The sequence below is a fragment of the Pseudomonas sp. PS01270 genome, from assembly GCF_029959775.1.
GTDB classification, from domain to species: Bacteria; Pseudomonadota; Gammaproteobacteria; order Pseudomonadales; family Pseudomonadaceae; genus Aquipseudomonas; species Aquipseudomonas atacamensis.
In genome coordinates, this window is sequence record NZ_JASCPT010000034.1 from 12,457 (window position 1) to 38,486 (window position 26,030).

General features: G+C 62.0%; 20 protein-coding genes and 1 other RNA gene. 7 read left to right on the plus strand and 14 right to left on the minus strand.

Annotated features, from left to right (window positions below; genetic code table 11):
* The first annotated feature begins 38 nt into the window (after nt 1-38).
* From QMX86_RS12575 to hemN, 4 genes are all read left to right on the plus strand, one after another.
* A complete protein-coding gene (locus QMX86_RS12575) occupies nt 39-2,489 on the plus strand; it encodes a heavy metal translocating P-type ATPase (protein WP_282385975.1) in 2,451 nt (816 codons plus the stop codon).
* A gap of 23 nt (nt 2,490-2,512) precedes the next feature.
* On the plus strand, nt 2,513-2,725 hold the full coding sequence (gene ccoS / locus QMX86_RS12580; RefSeq protein WP_016773869.1) for a cbb3-type cytochrome oxidase assembly protein CcoS: 213 nt from the start codon (nt 2,513-2,515) through the stop codon (nt 2,723-2,725).
* Nucleotides 2,718-3,401, plus strand: coding sequence for a sulfite exporter TauE/SafE family protein (locus QMX86_RS12585; protein ID WP_282385979.1), 684 nt, complete (start codon nt 2,718-2,720; stop codon nt 3,399-3,401). The genes ccoS and QMX86_RS12585 overlap by 8 nt, the downstream gene beginning before the upstream one ends.
* A gap of 197 nt (nt 3,402-3,598) precedes the next feature.
* Nucleotides 3,599-4,981: an oxygen-independent coproporphyrinogen III oxidase gene (hemN, locus tag QMX86_RS12590; RefSeq protein ID WP_252887620.1), complete on the plus strand. Its 1,383-nt coding sequence runs from the start codon at nt 3,599-3,601 to the stop codon at nt 4,979-4,981.
* Here the strand turns inward: hemN and QMX86_RS12595 are convergent.
* Nucleotides 4,978-5,460: a hypothetical protein gene (locus tag QMX86_RS12595; protein WP_016773866.1), complete on the minus strand. Its 483-nt coding sequence runs from the start codon at nt 5,458-5,460 to the stop codon at nt 4,978-4,980. The two genes, hemN and QMX86_RS12595, sit on opposite strands and share 4 nt — an antisense overlap.
* 154 nt (nt 5,461-5,614) lie before the next feature.
* On the opposite strand from QMX86_RS12595, the gene fnr reads away from it, so the two are divergent.
* Together fnr and QMX86_RS12605 are read left to right on the plus strand one after the other, a co-directional pair.
* Nucleotides 5,615-6,349 (plus strand): fumarate/nitrate reduction transcriptional regulator Fnr, encoded by a 735-nt coding sequence (gene fnr, locus QMX86_RS12600; protein ID WP_016773865.1) that lies wholly within the window; start codon nt 5,615-5,617, stop codon nt 6,347-6,349.
* A gap of 75 nt (nt 6,350-6,424) precedes the next feature.
* Nucleotides 6,425-6,973 carry an adenine phosphoribosyltransferase gene (locus QMX86_RS12605; protein ID WP_024012326.1) on the plus strand — a complete coding sequence of 183 codons (549 nt, stop codon included), beginning with the start codon at nt 6,425-6,427 and terminating at the stop codon, nt 6,971-6,973.
* 152 nt (nt 6,974-7,125) lie between these two features.
* Here the strand turns inward: QMX86_RS12605 and QMX86_RS12610 are convergent, their stop codons facing one another.
* From QMX86_RS12610 to dnaX, 5 genes are all read right to left on the minus strand, one after another.
* Nucleotides 7,126-8,274, minus strand: coding sequence for an acyl-CoA dehydrogenase family protein (locus QMX86_RS12610; protein WP_071171602.1), 1,149 nt, complete (start codon nt 8,272-8,274; stop codon nt 7,126-7,128).
* A 192-nt stretch (nt 8,275-8,466) separates the two neighbouring features.
* Nucleotides 8,467-9,069, minus strand: a complete 603-nt coding sequence (gene recR / locus QMX86_RS12615) for a recombination mediator RecR (RefSeq protein WP_110646920.1) — start codon at nt 9,067-9,069, stop codon at nt 8,467-8,469.
* Nucleotides 9,070-9,135: 66 nt separating this feature from the next.
* Complete coding sequence (locus tag QMX86_RS12620) at nt 9,136-10,170, minus strand: NADP-dependent oxidoreductase (RefSeq protein WP_110646919.1); 1,035 nt, start codon at nt 10,168-10,170, stop codon at nt 9,136-9,138.
* Between the two features lie 292 nt (nt 10,171-10,462).
* Nucleotides 10,463-10,801, minus strand: a complete 339-nt coding sequence (locus tag QMX86_RS12625; RefSeq protein WP_003223337.1) for a YbaB/EbfC family nucleoid-associated protein — start codon at nt 10,799-10,801, stop codon at nt 10,463-10,465.
* Nucleotides 10,802-10,867: 66 nt separating this feature from the next.
* Entirely contained in the window at nt 10,868-12,952 is a 2,085-nt protein-coding gene (gene dnaX / locus QMX86_RS12630) for a DNA polymerase III subunit gamma/tau (protein WP_282385122.1), read from the minus strand.
* 145 nt (nt 12,953-13,097) lie between these two features.
* Here dnaX and QMX86_RS12635 point away from each other — a divergent pair, with 145 nt between their 5' ends.
* Nucleotides 13,098-13,847: a transporter substrate-binding domain-containing protein gene (locus QMX86_RS12635; RefSeq protein WP_073474002.1), complete on the plus strand. Its 750-nt coding sequence runs from the start codon at nt 13,098-13,100 to the stop codon at nt 13,845-13,847.
* A gap of 20 nt (nt 13,848-13,867) precedes the next feature.
* Here the strand turns inward: QMX86_RS12635 and QMX86_RS12640 are convergent, their stop codons facing one another.
* From QMX86_RS12640 to QMX86_RS12675, 8 genes are all read right to left on the minus strand, one after another.
* Entirely contained in the window at nt 13,868-15,835 is a 1,968-nt protein-coding gene (locus tag QMX86_RS12640; RefSeq protein ID WP_282385120.1) for a hypothetical protein, read from the minus strand.
* A gap of 36 nt (nt 15,836-15,871) precedes the next feature.
* Complete coding sequence (locus QMX86_RS12645; RefSeq protein WP_206075001.1) at nt 15,872-16,360, minus strand: hypothetical protein; 489 nt, start codon at nt 16,358-16,360, stop codon at nt 15,872-15,874.
* A gap of 204 nt (nt 16,361-16,564) precedes the next feature.
* Nucleotides 16,565-16,661, minus strand: an RNA gene (ffs, locus tag QMX86_RS12650) — signal recognition particle sRNA small type.
* A gap of 130 nt (nt 16,662-16,791) precedes the next feature.
* Nucleotides 16,792-17,955: a putative zinc-binding metallopeptidase gene (locus tag QMX86_RS12655; RefSeq protein ID WP_073473998.1), complete on the minus strand. Its 1,164-nt coding sequence runs from the start codon at nt 17,953-17,955 to the stop codon at nt 16,792-16,794.
* Between the two features lie 275 nt (nt 17,956-18,230).
* Nucleotides 18,231-20,588 carry an NAD-dependent DNA ligase LigA gene (ligA, locus tag QMX86_RS12660; protein WP_122747105.1) on the minus strand — a complete coding sequence of 786 codons (2,358 nt, stop codon included), beginning with the start codon at nt 20,586-20,588 and terminating at the stop codon, nt 18,231-18,233.
* 86 nt (nt 20,589-20,674) lie between these two features.
* Nucleotides 20,675-21,538 (minus strand): cell division protein ZipA, encoded by an 864-nt coding sequence (gene zipA / locus QMX86_RS12665; RefSeq protein ID WP_016773851.1) that lies wholly within the window; start codon nt 21,536-21,538, stop codon nt 20,675-20,677.
* Between the two features lie 259 nt (nt 21,539-21,797).
* The gene (gene smc / locus QMX86_RS12670; RefSeq protein ID WP_073473993.1) at nt 21,798-25,286 is read right to left on the minus strand and encodes a chromosome segregation protein SMC; all 3,489 of its coding nucleotides are present in this window, start codon (nt 25,284-25,286) and stop codon (nt 21,798-21,800) included.
* A gap of 2 nt (nt 25,287-25,288) precedes the next feature.
* On the minus strand, nt 25,289-25,948 hold the full coding sequence (locus tag QMX86_RS12675; protein WP_039763015.1) for a GntR family transcriptional regulator: 660 nt from the start codon (nt 25,946-25,948) through the stop codon (nt 25,289-25,291).
* Nucleotides 25,949-26,030: the final 82 nt, after the last annotated feature.

Below are 26,030 nucleotides of genomic sequence, written 5' to 3' on the forward strand. Positions count from 1 at the left end.
CCACGCGGAGCGTGGGAACGATCATCGGAACGCGCACCATGACCAGCCCAACCCCCTGCTACCACTGCGCCCTGCCCGTCCCGTCCGGCAGCCGCTTCACCGCCGTCGTCCTCGGGCAGGCCCGCGAATTCTGCTGCCCGGGCTGTCAGGCGGTGGCCGAAGCCATTGTCGCCGGTGGTCTGGAAAGCTATTACCAGCATCGCAGCGAAGCGTCGGCCAATCCCGAAGCGCTGCCCGTGCAACTGAGCGATGAACTGGCGCTGTACGACCGCGCCGACGTGCAGCAACCCTTCGTCCGCCATGAAGGCGATCTGGCCGAAACCACCTTGTTGATGGAAGGCATCAGTTGCGCCGCCTGCGGCTGGCTGATCGAGAAACACCTGCGCACCCTGCCCGCAGTCGCCGAAGCGCGGTTGAACCTGTCCAACCATCGCCTGCACGTGCGTTGGGCCGACGCGCAATTGCCGCTGAGCCAGATCCTCGCCGAGCTGCGCCACATCGGTTACGCCGCCCACCCGTACCAGGCCGACCGCGCCAGCGAACAACTGGCCAGTGAGAATCGCCTGGCCCTGCGCCAACTCGGCGTCGCCGGTCTGCTGTGGTTTCAGGCGATGATGGCGACCATGGCCACCTGGCCGGAATTCAACATCGACCTCAGTCCCGAGCTGCACACGATCCTGCGCTGGGTCGCGCTGTTTCTGACCACACCCATCGTGTTCTACAGCTGCGCGCCGTTCTTCAAAGGCGCAATGCGCGATTTGCGTACCCGCCACCTGACCATGGACGTCTCGGTGTCGCTGGCGATCGGCAGCGCTTACATCGCAGGGATCTGGACGTCCATCACCGGGGTCGGCGAGCTGTACTTCGATGCGGTCGGTATGTTCGCGCTGTTTTTGCTCGCCGGACGCTATCTGGAACGCCGCGCCCGCGAACGCACCGCTGCCGCCACCGCGCAATTGGTCAACCTGTTACCGGCCTCGTGCCTGCGCCTGGATAGCGATGGCCAGAGCGAACGCATCCTGCTCAGCGAGTTGCGTGTGGGCGAGCGGATTCTGGTGCAGCCGGGCTCGATTCTGCCGGCCGACGGCAAGATCATCGATGGCCAGTCGAGCATCGACGAATCGCTGCTGACCGGCGAATACCTGCCACAGCCGCGCACGCTCGGTGATGCGGTCACTGCGGGCACGCTCAACGTCGAAGGCGCATTGACCGTCGAAGTGCAGGCGCTGGGACAGGACACGCGTCTCTCCGCGATCGTGCGCCTTCTTGATCGCGCTCAGGCGGAGAAACCGCGTCTGGCAGAAATCGCCGATCGCGCCGCGCAATGGTTCCTCCTGCTGTCGCTGATTGCTGCGGCAGTGATCGGCCTGCTGTGGTGGCAGCTGGACCCAGCGCGGGCGTTCTGGATCGTCCTCGCCATGCTGGTGGCGACCTGCCCGTGCGCGCTGTCGCTGGCGACGCCGACCGCCCTCACCGCCGCCACCGGCACCCTGCACAAACTCGGCCTGCTGCTGACACGCGGCCATGTGCTGGAAGGCTTGAACCAGATCGACACGGTGATTTTCGACAAGACCGGTACGCTCACCGAAGGCCGCTTGGTGCTGCGCTCGATTCGCCCGCTCGGCAGGCTCGACAGCGAGCAATGCCTGAGCCTTGCCGCTGCGCTGGAAAACCGTTCGGAACACCCGATTGCCCGCGCTTTCGGCCGTGCGCCGCTGGCCGCCGAGGACGTGCACAGTACACCGGGGCTGGGCCTGGAAGGCGTGGTCGGTGCGCAACGCTTGCGCATCGGTCAGGCCGAATTTGCCTGCGCCCTAAGCGGCGCGGCACTGCCGTCAATGCCTGATGAAGCCGGACAATGGTTGCTGCTCGCTGACTCCCACGGGCCGCTGGCGTGGCTAGTGCTCGATGATCGTCTGCGTGACGACGCTCCCGCCCTGCTCGCGGCCTGCAAAGCGCGGGGCTGGCGCACCTTGCTGTTGTCCGGCGACAGTTCGCCGATGGTCGCCAGTGTCGCCGCCGAACTGGGAATCGACGAGGCCCGTGGCGGCTTGCGCCCCGATGACAAACTGCAAGTGCTGCAACAACTGCACACGGAAGGACGCAAAGTGTTGATGCTTGGTGACGGCGTCAACGACGTGCCGGTGCTGGCTGCGGCCGATATCAGCGTGGCCATGGGCTCGGCCACCGATCTGGCGAAAACCAGCGCCGATGCGGTGTTGCTGTCCAACCGCCTCGACGCCTTGGTACAGGCCTTCGCGCTGGCGCGACGCACCCGCCGGGTAATCATCGAAAACCTGCTGTGGGCAGCGCTGTACAATGGCCTTATGTTGCCGTTCGCCGCCCTCGGCTGGATCACTCCGGTGTGGGCGGCGGTCGGCATGTCGATCAGTTCGCTGACCGTGGTGCTCAACGCCCTGCGCTTGACTCGCCTGCCGAGCGCGCCGGCCGCCGGCAGCCCGACCCAAACCCGCCCGCTGCCGGCCTGAGCCGCGCGGGCCTGGAGTTACCGATGCCAGCTCTCTACGTGATGATTCCCGCTGCCTTGCTCATCGTCGCCATCGCCGTGTACATCTTCTTCTGGGCGGTGGACAGCGGCCAGTACGACGACCTCGACGGCCCGGCACACAGCATCCTTTTTGACGATCAGGACCCCAACCACACCGCCGCGGTGGACGAAGCCAACGCCGGCAAACCGGACGACAAGGTGCCGCCCCATGCTTGAACTGGCGCCGCTGCTGGTCTCGGCGCTGATCCTCGGCCTGCTCGGAGGCGGCCACTGTCTGGGAATGTGCGGCGGCCTGATGGGCGCGCTGACCCTGGCGATTCCCAAGGAGCAGCGCAGCCGGCGCTTTCGTCTGTTGCTGGCGTATAACCTCGGGCGGATTCTCAGTTATGCCACGGCGGGATTGCTCATCGGCCTCGCCGGCTGGGCAGTCGCCAACAGCCCGGCGGCGCTGTTCATGCGCGTACTGGCCGGATTGCTGCTGATTGCCATGGGCTTGTACCTGGCCGGTTGGTGGAGCGGGCTCACCCGTATCGAAGCGCTCGGGCGTGGCTTGTGGCGCTTCATTCAACCGCTGGCGAATCGCTTGCTGCCGGTTTCCAGCCTGCCCCGCGCCTTGCTGCTCGGTGCGCTGTGGGGGTGGCTGCCGTGCGGGCTGGTTTACAGCACCTTGCTGTGGAGCGCGAGTCAGGGCAATGCGCTGGACAGTGCGTTGCTGATGCTCGCTTTCGGCCTCGGCACCTGGCCGGTGCTGCTCGCCACCGGGTTGGCGGCTGAGCGGGTGACGGCGATCCTGCGCAAACGCAGCGTGCGCGTGGCGGGTGGCTTGCTGGTGATAGTGTTTGGCCTGTGGACCTTGCCCGGGCCGCATCAGCATTGGCTTATGGGCCATTAAATGTGTGGCGCGGCCTTCGCGAGCAGGCTCGCTCCCACAGGTCTTGAGTACGCTGCAAATCCAATGTGGGAGCGAGCCTGCTCGCGATGACGCCCGCATGGACAACGCAAATCCCCGCCGTTGATGCAAATCAAGATGCCCTGCAATGCCCTCCCCTAGACTCGCCACACTGCCAGCCTATCCGGGGGAATGCCCGCATGCTCGACGCCATTCGTTGGGACTCTGATCTGATCCGCCGCTACGATCTGGCGGGGCCACGCTACACCTCGTACCCGACCGCCGTGCAATTTCACGGTCAGGTCGGCACTTTCGACCTGTTCCACGCCCTACGCGACAGCCGTAAGGCCCAGCGGCCGTTGTCGCTGTACGTGCATGTGCCGTTCTGCGCGAACATTTGCTACTACTGCGCCTGCAACAAGGTCATCACCAAGGATCGCGGTCGCGCGCAGCCGTATCTGCAACGGCTCGAGCAGGAAATCCAGTTGATTGCCTGCCACCTCGACCCGGCGCAAACCGTCGAGCAGCTGCATTTCGGTGGCGGCACGCCGACCTTTCTCAGCCACGACGAATTGCGCCAGCTGATGGCGCACCTGCGCAAGCATTTCAATTTGCTCAACGATGACTCGGGCGATTACGGCATTGAAATCGACCCGCGCGAAGCCGACTGGTCGACCATGGGCCTGTTGCGTGAATTGGGTTTCAACCGGGTCAGCATTGGCCTGCAGGATCTTGACCCGGCGGTGCAGCGCGCGGTCAATCGCCTGCAAAGCCTGGAAGAAACCCGCGCGGTGATCGATGCGGCGCGAACCCTGCAATTTCGCTCGATCAACATCGATCTGATTTATGGCCTGCCCAAGCAGACGCCCGACAATTTCGCCCGCACCGTCGAGGAAGTGATCAGCCTGCAACCGGATCGCCTCTCGGTATTCAACTACGCGCACCTGCCGGAACGCTTCATGCCCCAGCGGCGAATCAACAGCAGCGAACTGCCGAGCCCGGCGCACAAGCTGGAAATGCTCCAGCGCACCATCGAGCAACTGACCGCTGCCGGCTACCGCTACATCGGCATGGACCACTTCGCCCTGCCTGATGACGAGTTGGCGATCGCTCAGGAAGAACACACCCTGCAACGCAACTTTCAGGGCTATACCACTCACGGCCATTGCGACCTGATTGGCCTGGGCGTGTCGGCGATCAGCCAGATCGGCGATTTGTACTGCCAGAACAGCAGCGACCTCACGGCCTATCAGAACAGCCTGGCCAGCGCGCAGCTGGCGACCAGTCGCGGCCTGGTGTGCAACGCTGACGACCGCTTGCGCCGCGCAGTGATTCAGCAACTGATCTGCAATTTCAAACTTGAATTCGCCGAGATCGAGCAGCAGTTCAACATCGATTTTCAAGGCTACTTCGGCGCGCTGTGGCCGCAGTTGCAAGGTATGGCAGAGGATGGCCTGATCAGACTCGAGCGCGAGCGCATTGAGGTGTTGCCAGCGGGCCGATTGCTGGTGCGCTCGGTGTGCATGGTTTTCGATGCGTACCTGGAGCAGCAGAACCGCCAGCGTTTCTCCCGAGTGATTTAAGGCTTGGTCAGCAACGAGCCGACCTTGAGGTTCTGATCAGGATTGAGCGCCGACTGGTTCATCACTTTCGACAAGGAAAGGTTGGCGGTGATCAGGCCGCTGTTGAGGGCGGCGATGGCGCCACGTAATGCGGCGAGCTTGTTGATCTTTTCCTCGTTGGAGAGGGTTCTGTCTGACATGACCGCCGCCATGCGCGCTTTTTTCTCGATGATTTCTTTTTGGATCTTGCGAATCATCTTCAGCAACTGCTGGATGTTCTCCGGCAAGCCACTGTTGTCGATGTCACTGTTTTCGCCGCCGACAGCGGCGGATTTGGCGATGGCCGCGCCGGACAGCGACACTTTGACGCCCTCGACCAAGGTCGGGGTTGCCGTATTCGACAAGGCGTCGTCGCGGTCGATTGCAGCGTCGGGACCGGTTACCTCCGGCGAAGCAGCAATGCCGCTGCTACCGGGGCTTAGCGTGCCAATGGCGGTCATCGGGGCCTTCCTTGGATGAGTACTGATACTGGGTTATCGGCCGCCGGTGCTGCGGCTTTATGTCTGTAGGACAACGCCGCCGCGTGCTGGCCTGAATGTCCTTCCGTGGGTTACCCTTACGGCTTATGTGTGTTTTCCCACAAGGATTGAAGAAATGTCCGAGCCAGTCAAACTGCGCGCTCACAACCAGGCCCACTGCAAGGATTGCAGCCTGGCCCCGCTCTGCCTGCCACTTTCTCTGAATCTGGAAGACATGGATGCGCTCGACGAAATCGTTAAACGCGGCCGCCCGCTGAAGAAGGGCGAATTCCTGTTCCGTCAGGGCGACACCTTCGATTCTGTTTATGCAGTGCGCTCCGGCGCGCTGAAAACTTTCAGCCTGAGCGATGCCGGCGAAGAACAGCTGACCGGCTTCCACCTGCCGAGCGAACTGGTCGGACTGTCGGGCATGGACACCGAAAAACACCCGGTCTCGGCCCAGGCGCTGGAAACCACTTCGGTCTGCGAAATCCCCTTCGAACGCCTCGACGAACTCGCGCTGCAATTACCACAACTGCGCCGCCAGTTGATGCGGGTGATGAGCCGCGAGATCCGCGACGATCAGCAAATGATGTTGCTGCTGTCGAAGAAGACCGCTGACGAGCGCATCGCCACTTTCCTGGTCAACCTGTCGGCACGTTTCCGTGCTCGCGGCTTCTCGGCCAATCAGTTCCGTCTGAGCATGTCGCGCAATGAAATCGGCAATTACCTGGGCCTGGCGGTGGAAACCGTGTCGCGGGTGTTCACCCGCTTTCAGCAGAACGAATTGATCGCCGCCGAGGGCAAAGAGATCCACATCCTCGACCCGATCCAGTTATGCGCGCTGGCCGGCGGTTCGATCGAAGGCTGATCACGACCCGCGGTTGAGCGAATCGTTTCAGCCGCGGGTATACTGCGCCGTTTGCAGCCCTGCCAGGACACCCCGATGGTCTTCGACTCCTTCGACATCAAATCCCTGATCCGCCCCGTGATCGACTTCCCGAAACCGGGCGTGATCTTTCGCGACATCACCCCGCTGTTCCAGTCGCCGACGGCCCTGCGCCTGGTGATGGACAGCTTCGCCCACCGCTACGTCGAAGCCGACTTCACCCACATCGGCGCCATGGATGCCCGTGGTTTTCTGATCGGTTCGGTACTGGCCTACCAGTTGAACAAGCCGCTGGTGCTATTCCGCAAGCAAGGCAAACTGCCGGCGGACGTACTGGCCGAAGGTTACGCCACCGAGTACGGCGAAGCGTTTCTGGAAGTGCACGCCGACAGCCTGTGTGAAGGCGATTCGGTGGTGATGTTCGATGACCTGATCGCTACCGGCGGCACGCTGATCGCAGCAGCCAACCTGATTCGCCGCATGGGCGCGCGGGTGCATGAAGCCGCGGCCATCATTGATCTGCCAGAGCTGCAAGGTTCGCAGCGCTTGCAGGATATGGGTATCCCGACGTTCTGCCTGACGCAGTTTGCGTTGACTGATAAATAATCAAGATCTAAAGATTGATCGTTCCCACGCTCCGCGTGGGAATGCCTCTAGGGACGCTCTGCGTTCCAGCTTGCGATAGGGACGCGGAGCGTCCCGGGCTGCATTCCCACGCAGAGCGTGGGAACGATCATGCATCGGACGATCTTTTGCTTTTAGAGCCCCATCTGCTTGCTGATGATTTCGTTCATCACTTCCCGCGTTCCGCCGCCAATCGACAGAATGCGATTATCCCGATACAGCCGCTCCACCAGGCTTTCACGCATGTAACCGAGCCCGCCAAGGATCTGCACGGCTTCGGTGGTGATCCGGTCCGAGGTGTCGGTGGCGAAGTTCTTCGCCATGGAAATCTCCTTGATCACGCTCTGCCCCGCCGCCATTTTTGCCGCTTGCCGATACGTGAACTCGCGCGACACTTCCAGCGCCGTGGCCATTTCGGCGAGGCGATGTTTGATCACTTGAAATTTGCCGATGGGTTTGCCGAACGCCTCACGCTCGCGCGCCCACTTCAGGCTCTCCTCCAGCGCCAATTGCGCAGTCATGTTGGCCATCAGCGCCAGCGCCAGGCGTTCGCTCTGGAAATTGCCCATGATGCAGGCGAAGCCCATGTTCTCCCCGCCGATGAGGTTTCCTACAGGCACGCGGCAATCGTCGAAGAACAATTCAGCGGTGTCCGACGCCCACCAGCCCATTTTCTTCAATTGCCGACCGACACTGAAACCCGGCGTGCCCTTCTCGATCAGCAACAGGCTGATACCGCCAAACCCCGGCGCACCGGTGCGCACCGCGACCGTGTAGAAATCCGCGCGCACGCCGCTGGTGATAAAGGTCTTGCTGCCGCTGACCCGGTAGAAGTCGCCGTCACGCACGGCGCGGGTTTGCAAGTTGGCGACGTCGGAACCGCCGCCGGGTTCGGTGACTGCCAGCGCGCTGATTTTCTCGCCGCTGAGCACCAGCGGTACCACCCGCTCGCGAACTTCTGGCCGCGCCCATTTGACGATCGGTGGCAGGCCGATATCCAGCGAACCCAACCCCGCCACCAGGCCACCAGAGCCACAGCGCATCAGCTCTTCACTGGCGGCGACCTTGGCGAACAGATCGCCCTCATGGCTGCCGCCGAGCGCTTCGGGATAGCCGATACCGAGAATGCCCGCCGCACCGGCCTTGAGGTACAGCTCACGGGGAAAGCTTTCGGCTTCTTCCCACTGATCGATGTCCGGCAGGATCTCGCGTTCGACGAAACGTCTGACGCTGTCGCGGACCAATTGATGGCTGGGGTCGAAGTATTCCTGAAAGGCAGGCATGGGCGAGCTCCACGGAAGGGTTCGCCGACGTTAACCGAGCGCTTGCTTGGTTATCAATGAAATTGTGTGAATCAGATGGACCGCGGCGCACCATTCGCGAGCAGGCTCGCTCCCACAGGGGATTTGTGAACGACACAAAACCAATGTGGGAGCGAGCCTGCTCGCGAAGGCGTCAGTTCAGACGCCGCAAATTCAGAGGGAAATCGGTTTACGCCCGGCAAACGAATGCGCCAGCGTGCCGCCGTCGACCAGCTCCAGCTCACCGCCCAGCGGCACGCCGTGGGCAATCCGCGAGGCGACCAGGCCTTTGTGGTTGAGCAACTGCGCGATGTAGTGCGCCGTCGCCTCGCCTTCCACGGTCGGGTTGGTGGCGAGGATGACTTCGGCAAAGGTCCCCGCCTCTTCAATCCGCGCCATCAGTTGCGGAATCCCGATCGCTTCCGGCCCCAGGCCATCCAGCGGCGACAAGTGCCCCTTGAGCACGAAATAGCGGCCACGGAAGCCGGTCTGCTCCACCGCATAAACGTCCATCGGCCCTTCGACTACGCAAAGCAGCGTGTCATCGCGGCGCGGGTCGGCGCATTGCGGGCACAGATCGTCTTCGGTCAGCGTGCGGCATTGGCGGCAATGGCCGACGCCTTCCATGGCCTGGCTCAAGGCTTGGGCCAGACGGGTACCACCGCTGCGATCACGTTCGAGCAACTGCAACGCCATGCGCTGAGCGGTTTTCTGACCCACGCCTGGCAAGGTGCGCAGAGCGTCGATCAGTTGGCGAATCAAAGGGCTGAAGCTCATGGGTAAACAGTCCGACTAAACAACGAGACGCGGTTTATACCCGCGCCTCTGGCCAGCGTCAAATCCTCAGTCCTGGGCGACCCGGACCACCAGTTTGCCGAAGTTGCGCCCCTCCAGCAGACCGATGAACGCCTCGGGCGCCTGCTCCAGGCCTTCGACCACGTCCTCGCGGAATTTCACCTTGCCGTCGCGTACCCACGGCACCATGTGGCTGATGAATTCCGGCTGACGATCACCGTAATCGTCGAAGACGATGAAGCCCTGAATCCGCACACGCTTGGTGAGCAAAGTGCGTTGCAGCATCGGCAAACGATCCGGGCCGGTCGGCGCCTCGGCGGCGTTGTAGCCGGCAATCAGGCCGCACAACGGGACGCGCGCCTTGGGGTTGAGCAGCGGCACGACGGCATCGAAGACATGGCCGCCGACGTTCTCATAATAAATGTCGATGCCGTTCGGACAGGCCTTGGCCAGTTGCTCGGCGAAGTCATCGGCCTTGTGGTCGATGCAGGCATCAAAACCCAGCTCCTCGACCACGTATTTGCACTTCTCGGCCCCACCGGCCACACCGACCGCGCGCAGGCCTTTGATCTTCGCCACTTGCCCGACCACCGAGCCGACGGCGCCGGACGCTGCAGCCACTACCAGGGTTTCGCCCTCTTTCGGCTGGCCGATGTCCATCAGGCCCATGTAGGCGGTCATGCCCGGCATACCCATTACGCCGAGAGCCATAGACGGGCTCGGCAGGCCGGCCGGGATCGGCATGATGTTGCGGCCGTCGCTGATGCTGTGGCTCTGCCAACCGGTGGCGCCAACCACCAGATCACCTACGTGGAATTTCGGATGATTGGACTGCTCGACCCGACTGACCGCACCACCGGTCATGACTTCGCCGATTTGCACTGGCGCAGCGTAGGACGGAGCGTCGCTCATGCGCCCGCGCATGTACGGGTCGAGTGACAGGTACAGGGTTTTCAGTAGGACTTGACCGTCCTGCAGATCCGGCAGCGCCTCGCGCTCGAGACGAAAGTTCTCCGGGGTCGGCGCGCCGGTCGGGCGCGAGGCGAGGACGAAGCGTTGATTGAGGGTGAGAGGGTCGGACATGTCAGCGTCTCCTGTGAATGGGGAATTCGGTGTATAGGGAGCAGACCTTGGTAGCGGTGGTGTGTTCGATGTTTCTGCAGTTTTGACCGAGGCGCGCTCCCACTGATCGTTCCCACGCTCTGCGTGGGAACGCAGCCCGGGACGCTCCGCGTCCCAATCGCAAGCTGGAACGCGGAGCGTCCCCAGAGGCATTCCCACGCAGAGCGCAGGAACGATCCGCGCCGCGCAGAAACAAAAATGCCAGGCACGACGCCTGGCATTTTGTGTAGCTCATCTGCCGCCCAAAGGCGAATCAGAATGGCAGTTTCATACCCGCTGGCAGGTTCATGCCGGCGGTCATGCTGCCCATTTTTTCCTGGCTGTTGGCTTCGATCTTGCGCACGGCGTCGTTGACGGCGGCAGCGACCACGGCTTCCAGCATCTCTTTGTCGTCTTCGCTCAGGCCTTCGACCAGGCTTGGGTCGATGCTCACGCTTTTAACGTCGTGACGACCGGTCATCACCACGGTGACCATGTCGCCGCCGGCCTTGCCGGTGACTTCGGCGTTGGCCAGTTCTTCCTGCATCTTGGCCATTTTTTCCTGCATCTGCTGCGCCTGCTTCATCAGGCCGGCCATGCCACCTTTCATCATGGGAATCACCTCAAACGTACTTGGATAAAACAGCGCCCGGCCATCTTGGCCGAGCACCTTCAGTTATTAGCCTTGGGTGACCAAGGCGTCGACAGGTTCAATAGTATCGCTTCGCACCACCGCGCCGAACTGCTGAACCATCTGCTGGATGAACGGATCACCGTGGATCGATTCCTCCGCCTCACGCTGGCGATTGGCGCGGCGGCGCGAGGCGGCCTGGGCCGGGGTTTCCTGCTCAGGCTTGATCAGCTCGATGGTCAGCGTCAGCGTGCGCCCGTGGAACTGGTTCAACGCGTCGTTGAGACGACGCTGTTGCGTGGCGTTGAACAGGGCGCTGTGGGCCGGGTCAAGGTGCATCAGCCAGTGGTCGCCGTCGACCGCAATCAATGTGCAGTTGGCGGCGATGCTGCCGGTCATGCCGGAAATCGGCAGCTTCGGGAACAGCTCCAGCCATTGCAGGGCCAGGCCGGTGGCCGGCGCGGCGGCAGGTTCCGGCTCGGGTTCAGGCTCAGGATCGGCGGCGTGTTCGCTGGCCAGTTCGTCGAGATAGCTGTAGGCCGAATCCATGTCCGGCTCGATGTAGTCTTCATCCAGCGGCGGTTCGTCGTCCATGTCCATGCCCGGCGTAGCGGCATCGACGTCGGCGACGGACGGCTCGGGAATCGGCGCAGCGGCCCACTCTGGCGCATCCGGCACCACGCTGTCCGGGGTCGGCAGCGGCATCGGCGGCAGCTCGGGCTGCTCGCCAGCGGTTTCCAGCACTGGTTCGACGGCGGGTTGCTGAACGGGCGCAGGCTCGGCCTCGGCTTCCACCGGGTCGTTCCACGGCAGATCGACCGCGGCTTCGACGGCGACTGGCTCAGGCTCCGGTTGTGCTTCGACAACCGCAGCCACAGGTTCTGGCTCGGCAACCGGCGCCGCTACCGGTGCGGGCGCAGGTGTGGGCGCAACAGCCGCAGCGACCACCGGCGCAGGCTTCTGCGCGGCAGCCACTGAGTTGGCGGAATCAACTGTGGCCTGGCTGATCCCCACTGGCTTTAGCGGTTGCCTCGGTGCATCCGCCGTATCCGCCGGGCGGAACGCGAGCATTCGCAGCAAGACCATCTCGAAACCGCCACGCGGGTCCGGCGCGAGCGGCAAGTCGCGGCGACCGATCAGGCCCATCTGGTAATAGAACTGCACGTCTTCGGCCGGCAACGACTGGGCCAGAGCCAATACGCGATCACGGTCGCCGTGGCCATTGTCGACCCCTTCCGGCAGCGCTTGAGCGATGGCCACGCGGTGCAGCACGTTGAGAATTTCCGAGAGCACGCCGTTCCAGTCCGGACCTTGCTCGGCCAAGTGACGCACGGCTTCGAGCAACGCCTTGGCGTCGCCTTCGATCAGCGCATGCAGCACGTCATAGACCTGACCATGATCCAGCGTGCCGAGCATCGCGCGCACGTCGGTAGCGAGCACTTTGCCTTCACCGAACGCGATGGCCTGATCGGTCAGACTCATGGCGTCACGCATCGAGCCGTCAGCAGCGCGGCCGAGCAGCCACAGTGCATCGTCTTCAAACGGTACGTTTTCCGCGGTCAGCACATGGGTCAAGTGCTCGACCACACGCTCGGGCGTCATGTTCTTCAGGGAGAATTGCAGGCAGCGCGAAAGAATCGTTGCTGGAAGTTTCTGCGGATCGGTGGTCGCCAGGATGAACTTGACGTAGGGCGGCGGCTCTTCGAGGGTTTTCAACAGCGCATTGAAGGAATGGCTGGAAAGCATGTGCACTTCGTCGATCAGGTAGACCTTGAAGCGCCCACGACTTGGCGCGTACTGCACGTTATCGAGCAGTTCGCGGGTGTCTTCGACCTTGGTGCGGCTGGCGGCGTCGATCTCGATCAGGTCAACAAACCGCCCCTCATCAATCTCGCGGCACACCGAGCACTCGCCGCAGGGACTGGAGGTGATACCTGTCTCGCAGTTCAGGCACTTGGCAATGATCCGCGCGATGGTGGTCTTGCCGACCCCGCGCGTCCCGGTGAACAGGTAGGCGTGGTGCAGCCGTTGGCTGTCCAAGGCATTGATCAGAGCCTTGAGCACATGGGTCTGGCCGACCATTTCGCGGAACGAGCGTGGACGCCATTTACGTGCAAGAACCTGATAACTCATCGAAAACCGTCGCAGCGAAGGAAGCAGAAGCGGCTAATGCTAGCGGAGCAAGGGCAAAATTGCATCCGGTGTCCTCGTCTAATATGGCTAAGCTGCATCAGCAGAGGCTTTTATCAGCTCGGGATGGGGAATTACCGGAGCGTCTATGCGGTGGGCCGTGGCGGCATTGCTGGGTATCAGCCTCAACGCGATGGCAGCGCAAGCGCCGTTGCGCTTCGCCGTGCCGGACAGTTGGGCGATGCCGATGGTGCAACTGCAAGGCGGCAGACCGACCCAGGGCATCCTGCATGACGTCCTGCTCAGCCTGGCGACCCAGGTCGGCGCGCCAGCGCAATTCGTCGTCCTGCCGCGCGCGCGGGTACAGAGCGCCATGGAGCACGGCGACATCGACGTGCGCTGCTATGCCGCACAGTCGTGGCTGCCGAATCAGTCCGGCGATTACATCTGGAGCGTGCCGTTGTGGTTTCAGCGCGACCTGCTGATCAGCCGCAAGGAACAACCGGCGCAGATCAATCCCGCCCAGCTACCGCGCCAGGCCATCGGCACCGTTCTCGGCTACAGCTACCCTACCCTGCAACCGCTGTTCGACGCCGACCAGTTGCAACGCGAAGACGCGCGCAATCAGGAACAGGTACTGGAAAAGCTCCTAGCCGGGCGATATCGCTATGCGGTGAGCAATCAGTGGACGCTGGACTGGATCAATCAGCGCCTGCTGCCGGAGCAGCAGCTGCAAGGGGTCGCGGTGCTGCAAGAACAGAATATCGGCTGCTATGTGAGGAACGACCCGAACGTGCCGGTGCAGCGGATCCTGCGCACGTTGCTGCGGATGAAAATGTCCGGCGAGATCGACGACATAATCCGGTTGTACACCGGCGCCTCTTCAACCACACCCTAGCTCCCACAGGGTTGGCCGGGTCAATAACCGTGCGATTCGCGGAATTTTGGCTCGCGGCTGTGGTGATAATCGATCCACTCCACCACGTCGTAAGGCAGATAAAGCTGCTGCCGGGCACGGGACACGGCGATGTACACGGCACAGATGCGCTGATCGAACTCGTAGGCATCCTTGAATTTCTCGTTACTGAGCAACGTCCGGGTCAACAGCACGCGCCTGAACTCCATGCCGCCAGCCCGCTCGGCCATCATCAACAGGCAGGCTTTGCCTGGCTCGATGATCTTTTGGCTCAGGCGAGTCAGGTCGGCAATCATGAAGCCGTTTTGCAACTGCGCCTCGATCCACAAGAAAGCTTCATCGAACTGGTTGGCGGCGCGCACCTGCTGCCAATCAGCCATGTCGCTGAAATACGGGTGCGGTCCTTTCTCGCTGGACCCGGCATTGTAGAAATCGCGCCGGAACAGCTCGATGGCGGTGGTCATGAAATGCTTGATGTCGTCCTGCGCTTCCCGGTCGGGGAAACTGAAGGCGCAACTGGAGTCGTGCAGATGGATGGCCCACATCATCGTGTCCCACGGTGAAGCGGTCAGCACCACGCAACCTTCGGGCGGCACGAAGGCTTGCGGGTAGTACTCGATATCGACGTCGGCGTGACGAGCGCCTTCGAACGGCACTTTGCTCTTGTGCGTATGGCGCGAGATCAGCGGATTGACCAGGCGCTCGACATTGCGCCCCGAGCGCACCGAATAGCAGATATCGCTCTGACGAACTTCACGCTTGCGCTTGGGCGCCTCGCCCGTGGCCTGCTGATACTCATCGCCGAGGGTGATCAGCACCTGCTGCCCGCGCTCGATGATTTGCAGCAACGACGCCGGCACATCCTGGCTTTCGTCGATGATCACATGGGTGTAGCGCGGCGGGACGCGGCAACCGGCGAGACTGGCGCGTTTGATCATCAGCAACGTCGGAAAACCGCTCTGGCTGGCCCAGGCCGGATTGGCTTCCAGATACACCCACAGGCGACTGGAGTATTCCAACAGCGCTTGCGAGTCTGCGCCGGTCAAGGGCTGCTGGAAGTGCGGCAAGTGCCTGGCGGACAGCGTGTGATCTCTTGAGGCGCAGTACAGCTTGAGCACGCGCAGACAAACTTCGAGGGTGCCCGGCCCGTCGTGGTGGCGAAAGCCGAAGATATTCAGTTCCTGCGCCAGCGCCTGCTTGCCCGGGAGACGCGCCGGCGTCCTGGCCATAGGCAACCGGGGACCAAGCAGCTGAGCCTGGGCGAAATCGAAAAAGGTCTGGCCAATTTCCGTGTCGTGGACCTGCACGATGTGCTTGCGCAGCGTCGCCAGTTTCGCCGGGGTGCGCGCCAGCACCAGTGTGCGTTTCGAGCGCAGGCATTCGATCAGTGCGCTGAGCATGTAGCTCTTGCCGATGCCGGCATAACCCTGCACGTGCAGGTCTTCGTCGAGGTTGGCTCGGAAGGTTCGCAGCAGTTTGTCCTGCGCCGCGCTTAACCAGTGCTCCCGCTCGCGTGGCGTGACCATTTGCTGGCGAAACGGGTTGTTCTGTTGCTGATGGCGGATCTTGTAGTCCGCATCCCACTGCCCGCCGGGCAACAGAAATGCCTGCGCGGCGACTTCATCGGCCATGAGAAAGCGCAAGTTCAAGCCTTTGAGCGCATTGAGGCCGAAATACAATTTGCGCGAATCGAACAGACGCCGCGCCTCTGCAAGCAGTCCCGCCGATCCGGTGCGCCGAGAGGTGACAGACCAGTCAATGAGTCTGGCAAGAATCTTCTCCGCTGCGCTGGCGCTCAAATCCTGTTCCGTGGCCTGGGCGAGGTTCTGGATGACCAGCACTGCCGCCAGTTCCGGGTCGCTCAGGCTGGCCAGTGTCGCGTCACCCTCGGGCTGCAACAGCGCCGTACACGCATCATGGGTGATGGGCAGAAATACCGGGGTGGCCAAATCAAAATGTTCCGGGTGCATACAACCTCGCCGCCTGGGCTTTAATACAACACCAGATCAGTCCTGGTCATTCTCGTCGTGCATTTCATGGGACTGCGGCAAGTTTCCCTCACTGCCGGACTCGGGACTGATCCGCAGCTCGAAGGAGTAACCGCCGAGCGTGCCGGACATGCCGCGTCGTTCAGTGCCGCTGGCCACCGCCCCCGCATCGATCTGCGCCTGCACTTCGTAGAGCGCCATTTCCAGCAGTTTGCGCAGGTGTTCAGGGTTTTGCGCGCTGGCGTGCAGTTGCAGGTCGTACTGGCCGGCCACCGATTCAGCGAGGGCCGGCTGGTCCTGCACCGCGAGCGGCTGCGCAGTTTCTTCAGCCGCATTGAACACGGTCGAAGCCGCCAGAATCGCAGCGTGCTCTTCATCCATCAGGTCGAGCACTCGCGACAGCTCCAGCGTGCGTTCGGGCTGATCCTGCATCTGCGTTTTGACTTCCAGACGCCGCATCTGCCATTCGCGCAGTTTTTCACGAGTCAGATCGTCGATTTCACCCACTTGCCTTACCTCTCAATGCCAGGCGAGGGAGTATGCCACTGTTCCTGTCGACAGCCGCACGGGCACCGGGACGCTGCGCTGCTGATCCGCGCGTTTCTGATGGCGGATCAACGCCACTAGCCAAATCGCAGGCATAAAAAAACCGCAGTGGGCGAAACCCATGCAGTTCTGTCTGAAGCCTTGGCTGGTTCGTTAAGGTGGTGCCCCCACCAGCCACACCCCGGCACACAATGTTCCCGCTGTGGCTGCTTCCTTCCGGATCTGACCAGGTTCACGGGTAATCGTTGCGGGGGGACCGATGGGGTCACCATAACGACGCTTGCCTGTCGGCGAGCCGCGCCATTGTACCTGTCTGAGATGAACTTACAACCGTTGGTTGCAGATAAAAACCTGAACGGCTTCAAGGACATAAACATCACGGCCTGCGACACCTACAAGGCCAGCACCTCATCCGCCCTGCCGCCCGCCTGCTGGATCACCAGATGAATGAAGTGCAACTTGGCGATCGCCGCCGCCGGCAGTACGAACGGGTAGAAATCCGGCTGGCCCATGCTGCGCGACAGTTCGTTGAGCATGCCGGCCAGTTCGATCCACGCATTGACGAACGACAGGAATGCCGTGCCGCCGGGGTGCTCCGGATCGTACAGGGTGCTGGTGGGAAATGGCTGATAGTCGAAGTCCATTTCCCGCGCGCTCATGCCGAAGCCCAGCGCCGTGTCGACCGCATCCATCATGTGCAGGTAATGCGCCCAGGTTTCCGCCCAGTCTTCCCACGGGTGCATGGTCGCGTAGGCACTGACGTAGTGCTGCGGCCAGTCCAGCGGCGCGCCTTGCTGGTAATGCCGGTCCAGCGCCTCGGCGTAACTGGCGCGCTCGTCGCCGAACAGATTGCGGAACGCGTCCAGCCAAGGGCCGTTGGCGATGAGGCGATCCCAGTAGTAGTGGCCGACCTCATGGCGAAAATGCCCGAGCAGCGTGCGGTAAGGTTCGTGCATCGCTGCCCTGACCTGCTCACGGTGAGCGTCGTCGGCCTCTTTGATATCGAGGGTGATCAGGCCATTGGCGTGGCCGGTCATCGGCGCGTTGCCTTCCAGGTCGACACCGATGAAGTCGAACGCCAGCCCGGTTTCTTCATCCGTGGTTTTCGGGATGACCGGCAAGCCGAGGGTGATCAGTTGCGCGACCAGTCGACGCTTGGCGATTTCGACTTTGCGCCAGCGTTCGGGATTTTCCGCGACGGACAGGTCGGGAATGGTGCGGTTGAGGCTGCAAGCGATGCACAAGGTGTCGTGATCGTTGGCCGGCAGCAGCCAGTTGCACGCGGCGGGCATGTCGAGGTTGGCGCAGCGGCGGAACAGTCCGGCGTCGGGATCGGCGTCGAGTGTCCAGGTGCCCTCTTCCGGCCCCGGCTGCAGCGAGGTCAGGCGACTTTCTTCAGGTTGATAGCCGAGCAAGGCGTTACACGCCAGGCACTGACTGTTGCGAAAGAACAGCGACTGGCCGCAACGGCACGGCCAGACTTTGCTGTTGCGCGAGGATCCGGCCACGAACGGCGCGATGATGCGGGAACTGAGCTGCTCGAAAAAACGGTGCATGGCGATCTCTCCCTGGGACTGGCCAAGACTAGATCATCCTGAAGACAACATCGTTCCCACCCATAACCGCGCAGCCGGGTGATAGCACTATTGTGGCGAGGGGATTTATCCCCGCTCGACTGCGCAGCAGTCGCAAAAAACCGTACACGCGATACAGATAAAATGATCGGCCGCAGGGTTTTGGGGTCGCTGCGCAACCCAGCGGGGATAAATCCCCTCGCCACAGGTGTCCATCCGGAGAGGGGTAAAACCCCTCACCACAGGGGTTCATCCGGTCAGACAGGGACGCCGTGGGTTTTGAGGAAGGCGATAAACGCTTCTTCGTCCATGACCTTCACCCCCAGTTCGTTGGCCTTGGTCAGTTTCGAGCCGGCACCCGGGCCTGCGACCACGCAATGGGTTTTCGCCGACACCGAACCGGCGACCTTGGCACCCAGGCTTTCCAGATGATCCTTGGCCACATCCCGGCTCATCAACTCGACCTTGCCGGTCAGCACCCAGGTTTCGCCGGACAGCGGCAGACCTTCGACGACTTTTTTCTCGCTCTGCCAATGCATGCCGAAATCGCGCAGCTGCTGCTCGGCCCGCTCGGCCAGTTGCCGATGCTCAGGCGAGGCGAAGAACTCGCGCACCGAGTTGGCCTGCTTCTCGGGCAATGCCTGGCGCATGTCCAGCCAGTCAGCGTTCATCACCGCTTCCAGCGAACCGAAGCGATCGGCGAGTTTCTGCGCACCACCGGGGCCGACGAAGGGAATGTGCAGTTTGTCGAGCAAGCCGCCCAGGGTGGTACTGGCGGCGAATTCGGCGCCCAACTCGCCTTGATCCTGAATCTGCAAACCATGGCCGAGCAATTCGCTGATGACCTGCTGGTTGTGCGCATCCTCAAAGAAACTGTGAATCTCGTGCGCCACTTCCAGGCCGACGTCCGGCAGGTAGGTCAGCACATGCGGCAAGGCCTGTTGCACGCGCTCCAGCGAACCCAGCGAACGCGCCAGCACCTTCGCCGTCTCTTCGCCGACATCGGGAATGCCGAGGGCGTAGATGAAACGTGCCAGGCTCGGTTGCTTGCTGTCTTCGATGGCTTTGAGAAGCTTGTTGCTCGATACCTCGGCAAAGCCTTCCAGATCGACGATGTCGTCGAACTTCAGCGCATACAGATCGGCCGGCGAGCTGACCAGACCTTCGTCGACCAGTTGCTCGACGCTCTTGTCGCCCAAGCCTTCGATGTCCATGGCCCGACGCGAGACGAAGTGAATGATCGCCTGCTTCAATTGCGCGCCACAGGCCAGTCGGCCGACGCAGCGATACACCGCACCTTCGCTGAAGGTTTCCTTGCCCTTGCTGCGCTTGACCAGTTGCGTGCGTTCAACGTGGGAGCCGCACACCGGGCAGCTTTCAGGAATGGCCACCGGGCGCGCGTCATCGGGGCGACGCTCGATGACTACCTGCACCACTTGCGGAATCACATCACCGGCGCGGCGAATGATCACCGTGTCGCCGATCATCAGGCCCAGCCGCGCGACTTCGTCCATGTTGTGCAGCGTGGCGTTGGCCACGGTGACGCCGGCGACTTTCACCGGTTTCAGACGCGCCACCGGAGTCACCGCACCGGTGCGGCCGACCTGGAATTCCACGTCGAGCAGCTCGGTGAGTTCTTCCATCGCCGGGAATTTGTGTGCGATCGCCCAGCGCGGCTCGCGGGCGCGGAAGCCCAGTTCACGCTGGTCGGCGATGCTGTTGACCTTGAACACCACGCCATCGATTTCATAGGCCAGCGAGTTACGGCGTTCGCCGATGTCGCGGTAATACTCCAGGCACTCATCAATGCCCTTGGCCAGCTTCAGTTCGTGACTGATCGGCATGCCCCACTTCTGCAACTGCTTGAGGTTACCGATGTGGGTGTCGGCGATATCGTGAGACACCTGACCGATGCCATAGCAGCAGAATTCCAGCGGACGATTGGCGGTGATCTTCGAGTCGAGCTGGCGCAGGCTGCCTGCTGCCGCGTTGCGCGGGTTGGCGAAGGTCTTGCCGCCGATTTCCAGTTGCGAAGCATTGAGGCGCTCGAAACCGGCCTTGGACATGAACACTTCACCGCGCACTTCCAGCGTCGCCGGCCAGCCTTCGCCGTGCAGCTTCAGCGGAATATTGCGCACGGTGCGCACGTTGACGCTGATGTCTTCGCCCGTAGTGCCATCGCCCCGGGTGGCGCCGCGCACCAGCAGACCGTCCTGATACAGCAGGCTGACCGCCAGGCCATCGAGCTTCGGCTCGCAGCTGTATTCCACCGCCGCGCCGCCACCGAACAGATCGCCGGCCGGCACGTCGAGGCCTTCGTTGACGCGGCGATCGAACTCGCGCATGTCGGATTCTTCGAAAGCGTTGCCGAGGCTGAGCATCGGAATTTCGTGACGCACCTGAGTGAACGCGGTCAAAGCCATGCTGCCGACGCGCTGGGTCGGCGAGTCGCTGGTGATCAGTTCTGGGTTGGCCGCTTCCAGCGCCTTGAGCTCGTGGAACAAGCGGTCGTACTCGGCATCGGGAATGCTCGGCTCGTCGAGAACGTGATAACGATAGTTGTGCTGATCCAGCTCAGCGCGCAGCTCTAGAATGCGGGTTTTGGCGGCGGTCATGGGTGTTCTCTCATAAAGCAAAAGAGCAGCCGAGGCTGCTCAATTATTTTGCCGATCGTCTTGTTAAACAGGAACGACCTTTTGTATCAACGCTTCTGGGTCAATGCGCGGCGTTCGAATTCAACAATGCGCTGACGGTAGTGTTCGATCGTCTGCGCGGTCAGTACGCTGCGCTGATCGTCTTTCAGTTCGCCGTTCAGTTCCTGGGACAGCTTGCGGGCTGCCGCGACCATCACGTCGAAAGCCTGCTTCGGATGACGCGGGCCTGGCAGACCGAGGAAGAAGCTCACCGCCGGAGTGCTGAAGTGGTCGATGTCGTCCAGATCAAAGATACCCGGCTTGACAGCGTTGGCCATGGAGAACAGTACTTCGCCGTTGCCGGCCATGCTTTCGTGGCGGTGGAAAATGTCCATCTCGCCGAAACGCAGGCCGCTTTCGAGAATGTTCTGCAGCAGCGCCGGGCCTTTGAAGCCGGCCGGGTCGCGGCAGATCACGCTGATCACCAGGACTTCTTCGGCTTGCGGCTGATCTTTTTCCGCCACGGCCGCTGCAGGCTTGCTGTCTTCGGCGAAATCGTCATCGCGGCTGCTGAAGCTCGGGCCGCCGTCCAGATCGAGGTCGAGGTTCAAGTCGCCCTGCGCCGGGCCGTTGCTGCCGCGCTTGCCACGTTTCGAGCCGGATTCACGCGGCTCGCGGGCTTCGCGGTTGGGCATGCTCACCGACGGCAGATCGTGCTCGTCCAGTTGCGGCTCTTTGTGCGTGTCCAGGACGCGGGCCGGGCCCAACAGCTCGGCGCTGGTATCCTCGTCCGGCAGATTGGACAGGCTCCGGTCGAGACGGAATTTCAGCTTTCCCTTGCCGCCGCGCATACGGCGCCAGCCATCGAAAAGAATACCGGCTATCACAATGATGCCGATGACGATCAGCCACTCGCGCAGACCGATTTCCATGTAATCCCGTGCCTCTATAAAAAATGCTGAAAAATAAGGGGTTTACACTGCGTAAACCGCTTTAAAACGTGGCGCCAACTCTATGTTCTGACAGGCGTTTTGCCCACGTATACGAAAAATTGACATTAAACTAGCACGACCAAAGACAACTTTACACCGTCTGTCTCATTTGGCTTGCGCGAATATGTCGATTGGCCATTCAGCCGGTATCAGTAAAAAGTCCTACAGACCTCCAAAACTATTCCGACACCACACCGACTCAGGCATCCACCATCGCCATCGCCTCCTCGACATCCACCGCCACCAGTCGCGAACAGCCCGGTTCATGCATCGTCACACCCATCAACTGCTCGGCCATTTCCATGGCGATCTTGTTGTGGGTGATGTAGATGAACTGCACGGTCTGCGACATCTCTTTGACCAGGCGTGCGTAGCGTCCAACGTTAGCGTCATCCAGTGGCGCGTCAACCTCATCGAGCATGCAGAACGGCGCCGGGTTCAACTTGAAGATGGCAAAAACCAGGGCCAGTGCAGTCAGGGCTTTTTCGCCGCCGGAGAGCAAATGGATGGTGCTGTTCTTCTTCCCGGGCGGCTGCGCCATGATCGTCACCCCTGTATCGAGTAGATCTTCGCCCGTCAGTTCCAAATACGCGCGCCCGCCACCGAAAACTTTCGGGAAAAGTGCCTGCAAACCACCGTTGATCTGATCAAAGGTATCTTTGAAACGGTTGCGGGTTTCCTTATCGATTTTGCGGATGACGTTTTCCAGGGTCTCCAGCGCCTCGACCAGATCGGCGTCCTGCGCATCCAGATAACGTTTACGCTCCGATTGTTGCGTGTATTCATCGATGGCCGCGAGGTTGATCGCACCCAGGCGCTGAATCCGCGCGTTGATGCGTTCGAGTTCTTCTTCGGCTTCGCGTTCACTGGCTTGTGCGGTCAATGTGGCGAGCACGCCATTGAGATCGTAGCCATCTTCGAGCAATTGATCCTGCAAAGCCTTGCGCCGTACGGTCAGCGCCTGCCATTCCATGCGTTGCTGTTCGAGCTGGCCGCGAATCAACTGCGATTGCTGCTCGGCCTGGGTGCGGCGCTTTTCCGCGTCGCGCAATTCCCGATCGGCGTCTTCCAGAGCGATCTGCGCGGTCTTGAGTTCTTCATCGACGGTCATGCGCTTGTCGAGCAGTTCTTCGAGTTTCAGACGCAGCTCTTCCAGCGGCGCCTCGCCCTCCTCCAGATTCAGGCTCAACTGCTCGCGCTTTTCCGTGAGGCGCTCGGCCTGCATCTCCAGACGCTCCAGCGCCTGTCGCGTGGAGTCATGCTGGGCGCGCAACGAGCCGAGACGCACGGCCAGTTGATGGGCGTGATCCTTGTGCTGCCGCGCTTCCTGACGCACGCGATCGAGGCGTTCGCGCAGGCTGTCGCGCTGGGCCAGCAGCAACTCGCGCTGCTCGGTGTCGAGCGCCATGGAATCCAGCGCTTCCTGCAAATTCATGCGCGCTTCGCCGACCTGTTCGTGCTCAAGCTCGCGCTGTTCGGCGAGTTCGACCAGTTCTTCATCGAGACGGGTGCGGCGCAATGTCAGCTGTTCGGCTTTGGCCTTACCAGCAGACAACTGCGCTTTCAGTTCGCCTTGCTGGCGCGCTTCGTCCTGCAGCAAGCGGCGCAGATGTTCGCGGCCGTTTTCCTGCTGGCGCTGTTGCGCGCGCAGGGTTTGCAGGCGGGTTTCCATGGCCTCGACAGTGGCTTCGCGCTCCTCACGCTCCAGTTGCAGGTCTTCGATTTCCTGGCCACGGGCGAGCATGCCGCTTTCCGCTTCGCTGGCACGACGTACACGCAAGAAGTGCCGACCGACCCAATAGCCATCGCGACTGATCAGGCTTTGCCCGGCGCTCAACTGGCCACGCAAGGCCAGCGCCTGTTCAAGGCTGTCGACCGGTTTGACCTGGCCGAGCCACGGCGACAGATCGATCTGCGCCTCGACTTTGTCCAGCAGACTGCCCGCCACCCGCACGCCATCGCTGGCCGGGCTGAGCAGGCGCAAATCGCCTTGGGTGAAACCGGACAGATCGAAGCCGCTGAAATCGTCGACCAGCACCGCTTGCAGATCGGCACCGAGCACGGTTTCCACCGCCAGCTCCCAACCCGCCTCGACCTTCAGGCCTTCGGCCAGGCGCGGACGCTCGGCGAGGTTGTGTTCCTTTAACCATTCGGCGGTGCCGGTGCCCGGATCGAGCGCCGCTTGCTGCAAGGCTTCCAGCGACGCCAGACGCCCATTGAGCCGCTGCAGATCGCCCTGCGCCTGCTGCTGCGCGCTCAGCGCCTGCTGCAATTCCTGACGCAGTTGTTCGAGCTTTTCGACCTGTGCTTCTTCGCTGGTCTGTAAATCTTCGAGGGTCGCTTCGGACTCGGCGAGCTGCTCGTTGAGCGCCATGATCGCCGCGTCTTCCGGGTCGGCGGACAGCAACGCACGTTCTTCGGCGAGGCGTTTCTGCCGGTCAGCCAGACGCTCCATGCTGCTTTCCAGCTGCTGAATCCGCGACTGCTGGACTTCAGCCTGACGGCGCGGTTCGGCAGCGGTCAGGTTGAAAGCATCCCACTGCTCCTGCCAGCCGTGCATGGTGGTTTCGGCTTCTTCGAGGGCCGCAGCGGCTTCCTCGGCGGCGGCGCTGGTGACTTCCTGTTCTGGCGTGAGCATGTCCAGCTCTTCGCCGAGGGTCAGCAACAGCGTGCGGTCGTGGCCCAGGTGCGACTCGGTTTCCAGACGCGCGCGCTCGGCTTCTTTCAGATCGTCCTGCAACTGGCGTAACCGCTGCTGGCCATGCTGAATGCTCTGCTCGACCCGGGCGATGTCGCCGCCGACCGAATAGAAGCGGCCCTGCACCAGATTGAAGCGTTCGGACAGGTCGTGGTGACCGTCGCGCAGGCGCTCGATGGCCGCATCAGCGTTACGCTGTTCAGCGACCAGCGCTTCGAAGCTGACTTCCTGATTGCCGATGATCGACTCGCGCTGGCCGACCTGCTCGTTAAGATCCTGCCAGCGCAGGGCCGACAGTTGCGCCTTGAGCTGACGCTCTTCGGCCTTGAGTTCCTGATACTTTTTCGCCGCCTCGGCCTGACGGTGCAGACGTTCGAGCTGGCGCTCCAGCTCTTCGCGCAGGTCGGTCAGGCGGGCGAGGTTCTCGTGGGTACGGCGGATACGGTTTTCGGTCTCGCGGCGACGCTCCTTGTACTTGGAGATGCCGGCGGCTTCTTCGATGAAATTGCGCAGGTCTTCGGGCTTGGATTCGATCAGCTTGGAGATCATCCCCTGTTCGATGATCGAGTAGCTGCGCGGGCCGAGGCCGGTGCCGAGGAAGATATCGGTGATGTCGCGCCGACGGCATTTGGTGCCGTTGAGGTAATAAGTGGTCTGGCTGTCGCGGGTGACTTTGCGGCGGATGGAAATCTCCGCGTAGGCGGCGTATTCGCCGAGCAGCGTGCCGTCGGAGTTGTCGAAGACCAGTTCGATACTGGCCTGGCTCACCGGTTTGCGGCTGGTCGAGCCATTGAAGATGACATCGGTCATCGACTCGCCACGCAGGTTCTTCGCCGAACTTTCGCCCATCACCCAGCGCACGGCGTCGATGATGTTCGACTTGCCGCAACCGTTCGGCCCGACGACCGCCGCCATGTTACTGGGGAAGTTCACCGTGGTCGGGTCGACGAAGGATTTGAACCCCGCCAGTTTGATGCACTTCAGCCGCACGCTCAGGCAACCGTCAGCGCAGACACCACCAGATCGCAGCTGCGCTGGGCATACGCCGTGAGCACGATGCGGATCTGCGGCAAATCACGGGCGAGTACGGCGGCGAGCAAGCGTTCGAACAGTTCGAGGAATTCGCTCATTTCCGCCTTGCGCTGTTCGAGGGCGAGGAAATACGCGCGGCTCATCGCCGGCTGGAGGTTCTCGACGGTTTCTTGCAGGTACGGATTGTTGGCAAACGGATAGGCGGCGCGCATCACCGCGAAGCTGTCATCGACGAAGCTGCGGATATCGCCGCGTTCGTAATTGGCGGTCAGGCGCTGCTGGATCTGCACGAACGGCGCCATGTCCGACTGCACTTGCCAGCCATTGGCCACCGAATTGCCTAGCAGGATATACAGCTCGCTCATCAGCGTGCACAGGCTCTGCACCTTGTGCGGCGTCAGCTCGGTAACGTGGGCGCCACGACGCGGCAGGATCGCGATCAGGTGACGGCGCTCGAGGATCAGCAAGGCTTCGCGGACCGAACCGCGGCTGACGTTGAGCGCCAGCGTGACCTTCTGTTCCTGGATGCGCTCTCCCGGCTTCATTTCGCCACGAATGATGCGTTCGGCGAGGTGGTGAGCGATTTGCTCGGCGAGGCTGTCCGGCGCCTTGAACGTCATGGTTGTCCTTCAAACTCTATCGATCTGCACAAGCGGCGCAGTGTAGCGCAAATGCACGGTCATGGCGGAGTGCCCACTCAGC

Bases quoted from the DNA above. Each gene is read 5' to 3' on its own strand.
- QMX86_RS12575 (WP_282385975.1), top strand. From the start codon at position 39: ATGACCAGCCCAACCCCCTGCTACCACTGCGCCCTGCCCGTCCCGTCC.
- ccoS (WP_016773869.1), top strand. From the start codon at position 2,513: ATGCCAGCTCTCTACGTGATGATTCCCGCTGCCTTGCTCATCGTCGCC.
- QMX86_RS12585 (WP_282385979.1), top strand. From the start codon at position 2,718: ATGCTTGAACTGGCGCCGCTGCTGGTCTCGGCGCTGATCCTCGGCCTG.
- hemN (WP_252887620.1), top strand. From the start codon at position 3,599: ATGCTCGACGCCATTCGTTGGGACTCTGATCTGATCCGCCGCTACGAT.
- QMX86_RS12595 (WP_016773866.1), bottom strand. From the start codon at position 5,460: ATGACCGCCATTGGCACGCTAAGCCCCGGTAGCAGCGGCATTGCTGCT.
- fnr (WP_016773865.1), top strand. From the start codon at position 5,615: ATGTCCGAGCCAGTCAAACTGCGCGCTCACAACCAGGCCCACTGCAAG.
- QMX86_RS12605 (WP_024012326.1), top strand. From the start codon at position 6,425: ATGGTCTTCGACTCCTTCGACATCAAATCCCTGATCCGCCCCGTGATC.
- QMX86_RS12610 (WP_071171602.1), bottom strand. From the start codon at position 8,274: ATGCCTGCCTTTCAGGAATACTTCGACCCCAGCCATCAATTGGTCCGC.
- recR (WP_110646920.1), bottom strand. From the start codon at position 9,069: ATGAGCTTCAGCCCTTTGATTCGCCAACTGATCGACGCTCTGCGCACC.
- QMX86_RS12620 (WP_110646919.1), bottom strand. From the start codon at position 10,170: ATGTCCGACCCTCTCACCCTCAATCAACGCTTCGTCCTCGCCTCGCGC.
- QMX86_RS12625 (WP_003223337.1), bottom strand. From the start codon at position 10,801: ATGATGAAAGGTGGCATGGCCGGCCTGATGAAGCAGGCGCAGCAGATG.
- dnaX (WP_282385122.1), bottom strand. From the start codon at position 12,952: ATGAGTTATCAGGTTCTTGCACGTAAATGGCGTCCACGCTCGTTCCGC.
- QMX86_RS12635 (WP_073474002.1), top strand. From the start codon at position 13,098: ATGCGGTGGGCCGTGGCGGCATTGCTGGGTATCAGCCTCAACGCGATG.
- QMX86_RS12640 (WP_282385120.1), bottom strand. From the start codon at position 15,835: ATGCACCCGGAACATTTTGATTTGGCCACCCCGGTATTTCTGCCCATC.
- QMX86_RS12655 (WP_073473998.1), bottom strand. From the start codon at position 17,955: ATGCACCGTTTTTTCGAGCAGCTCAGTTCCCGCATCATCGCGCCGTTC.
- ligA (WP_122747105.1), bottom strand. From the start codon at position 20,588: ATGACCGCCGCCAAAACCCGCATTCTAGAGCTGCGCGCTGAGCTGGAT.
- zipA (WP_016773851.1), bottom strand. From the start codon at position 21,538: ATGGAAATCGGTCTGCGCGAGTGGCTGATCGTCATCGGCATCATTGTG.
- QMX86_RS12675 (WP_039763015.1), bottom strand. From the start codon at position 25,948: ATGACGTTCAAGGCGCCGGACAGCCTCGCCGAGCAAATCGCTCACCAC.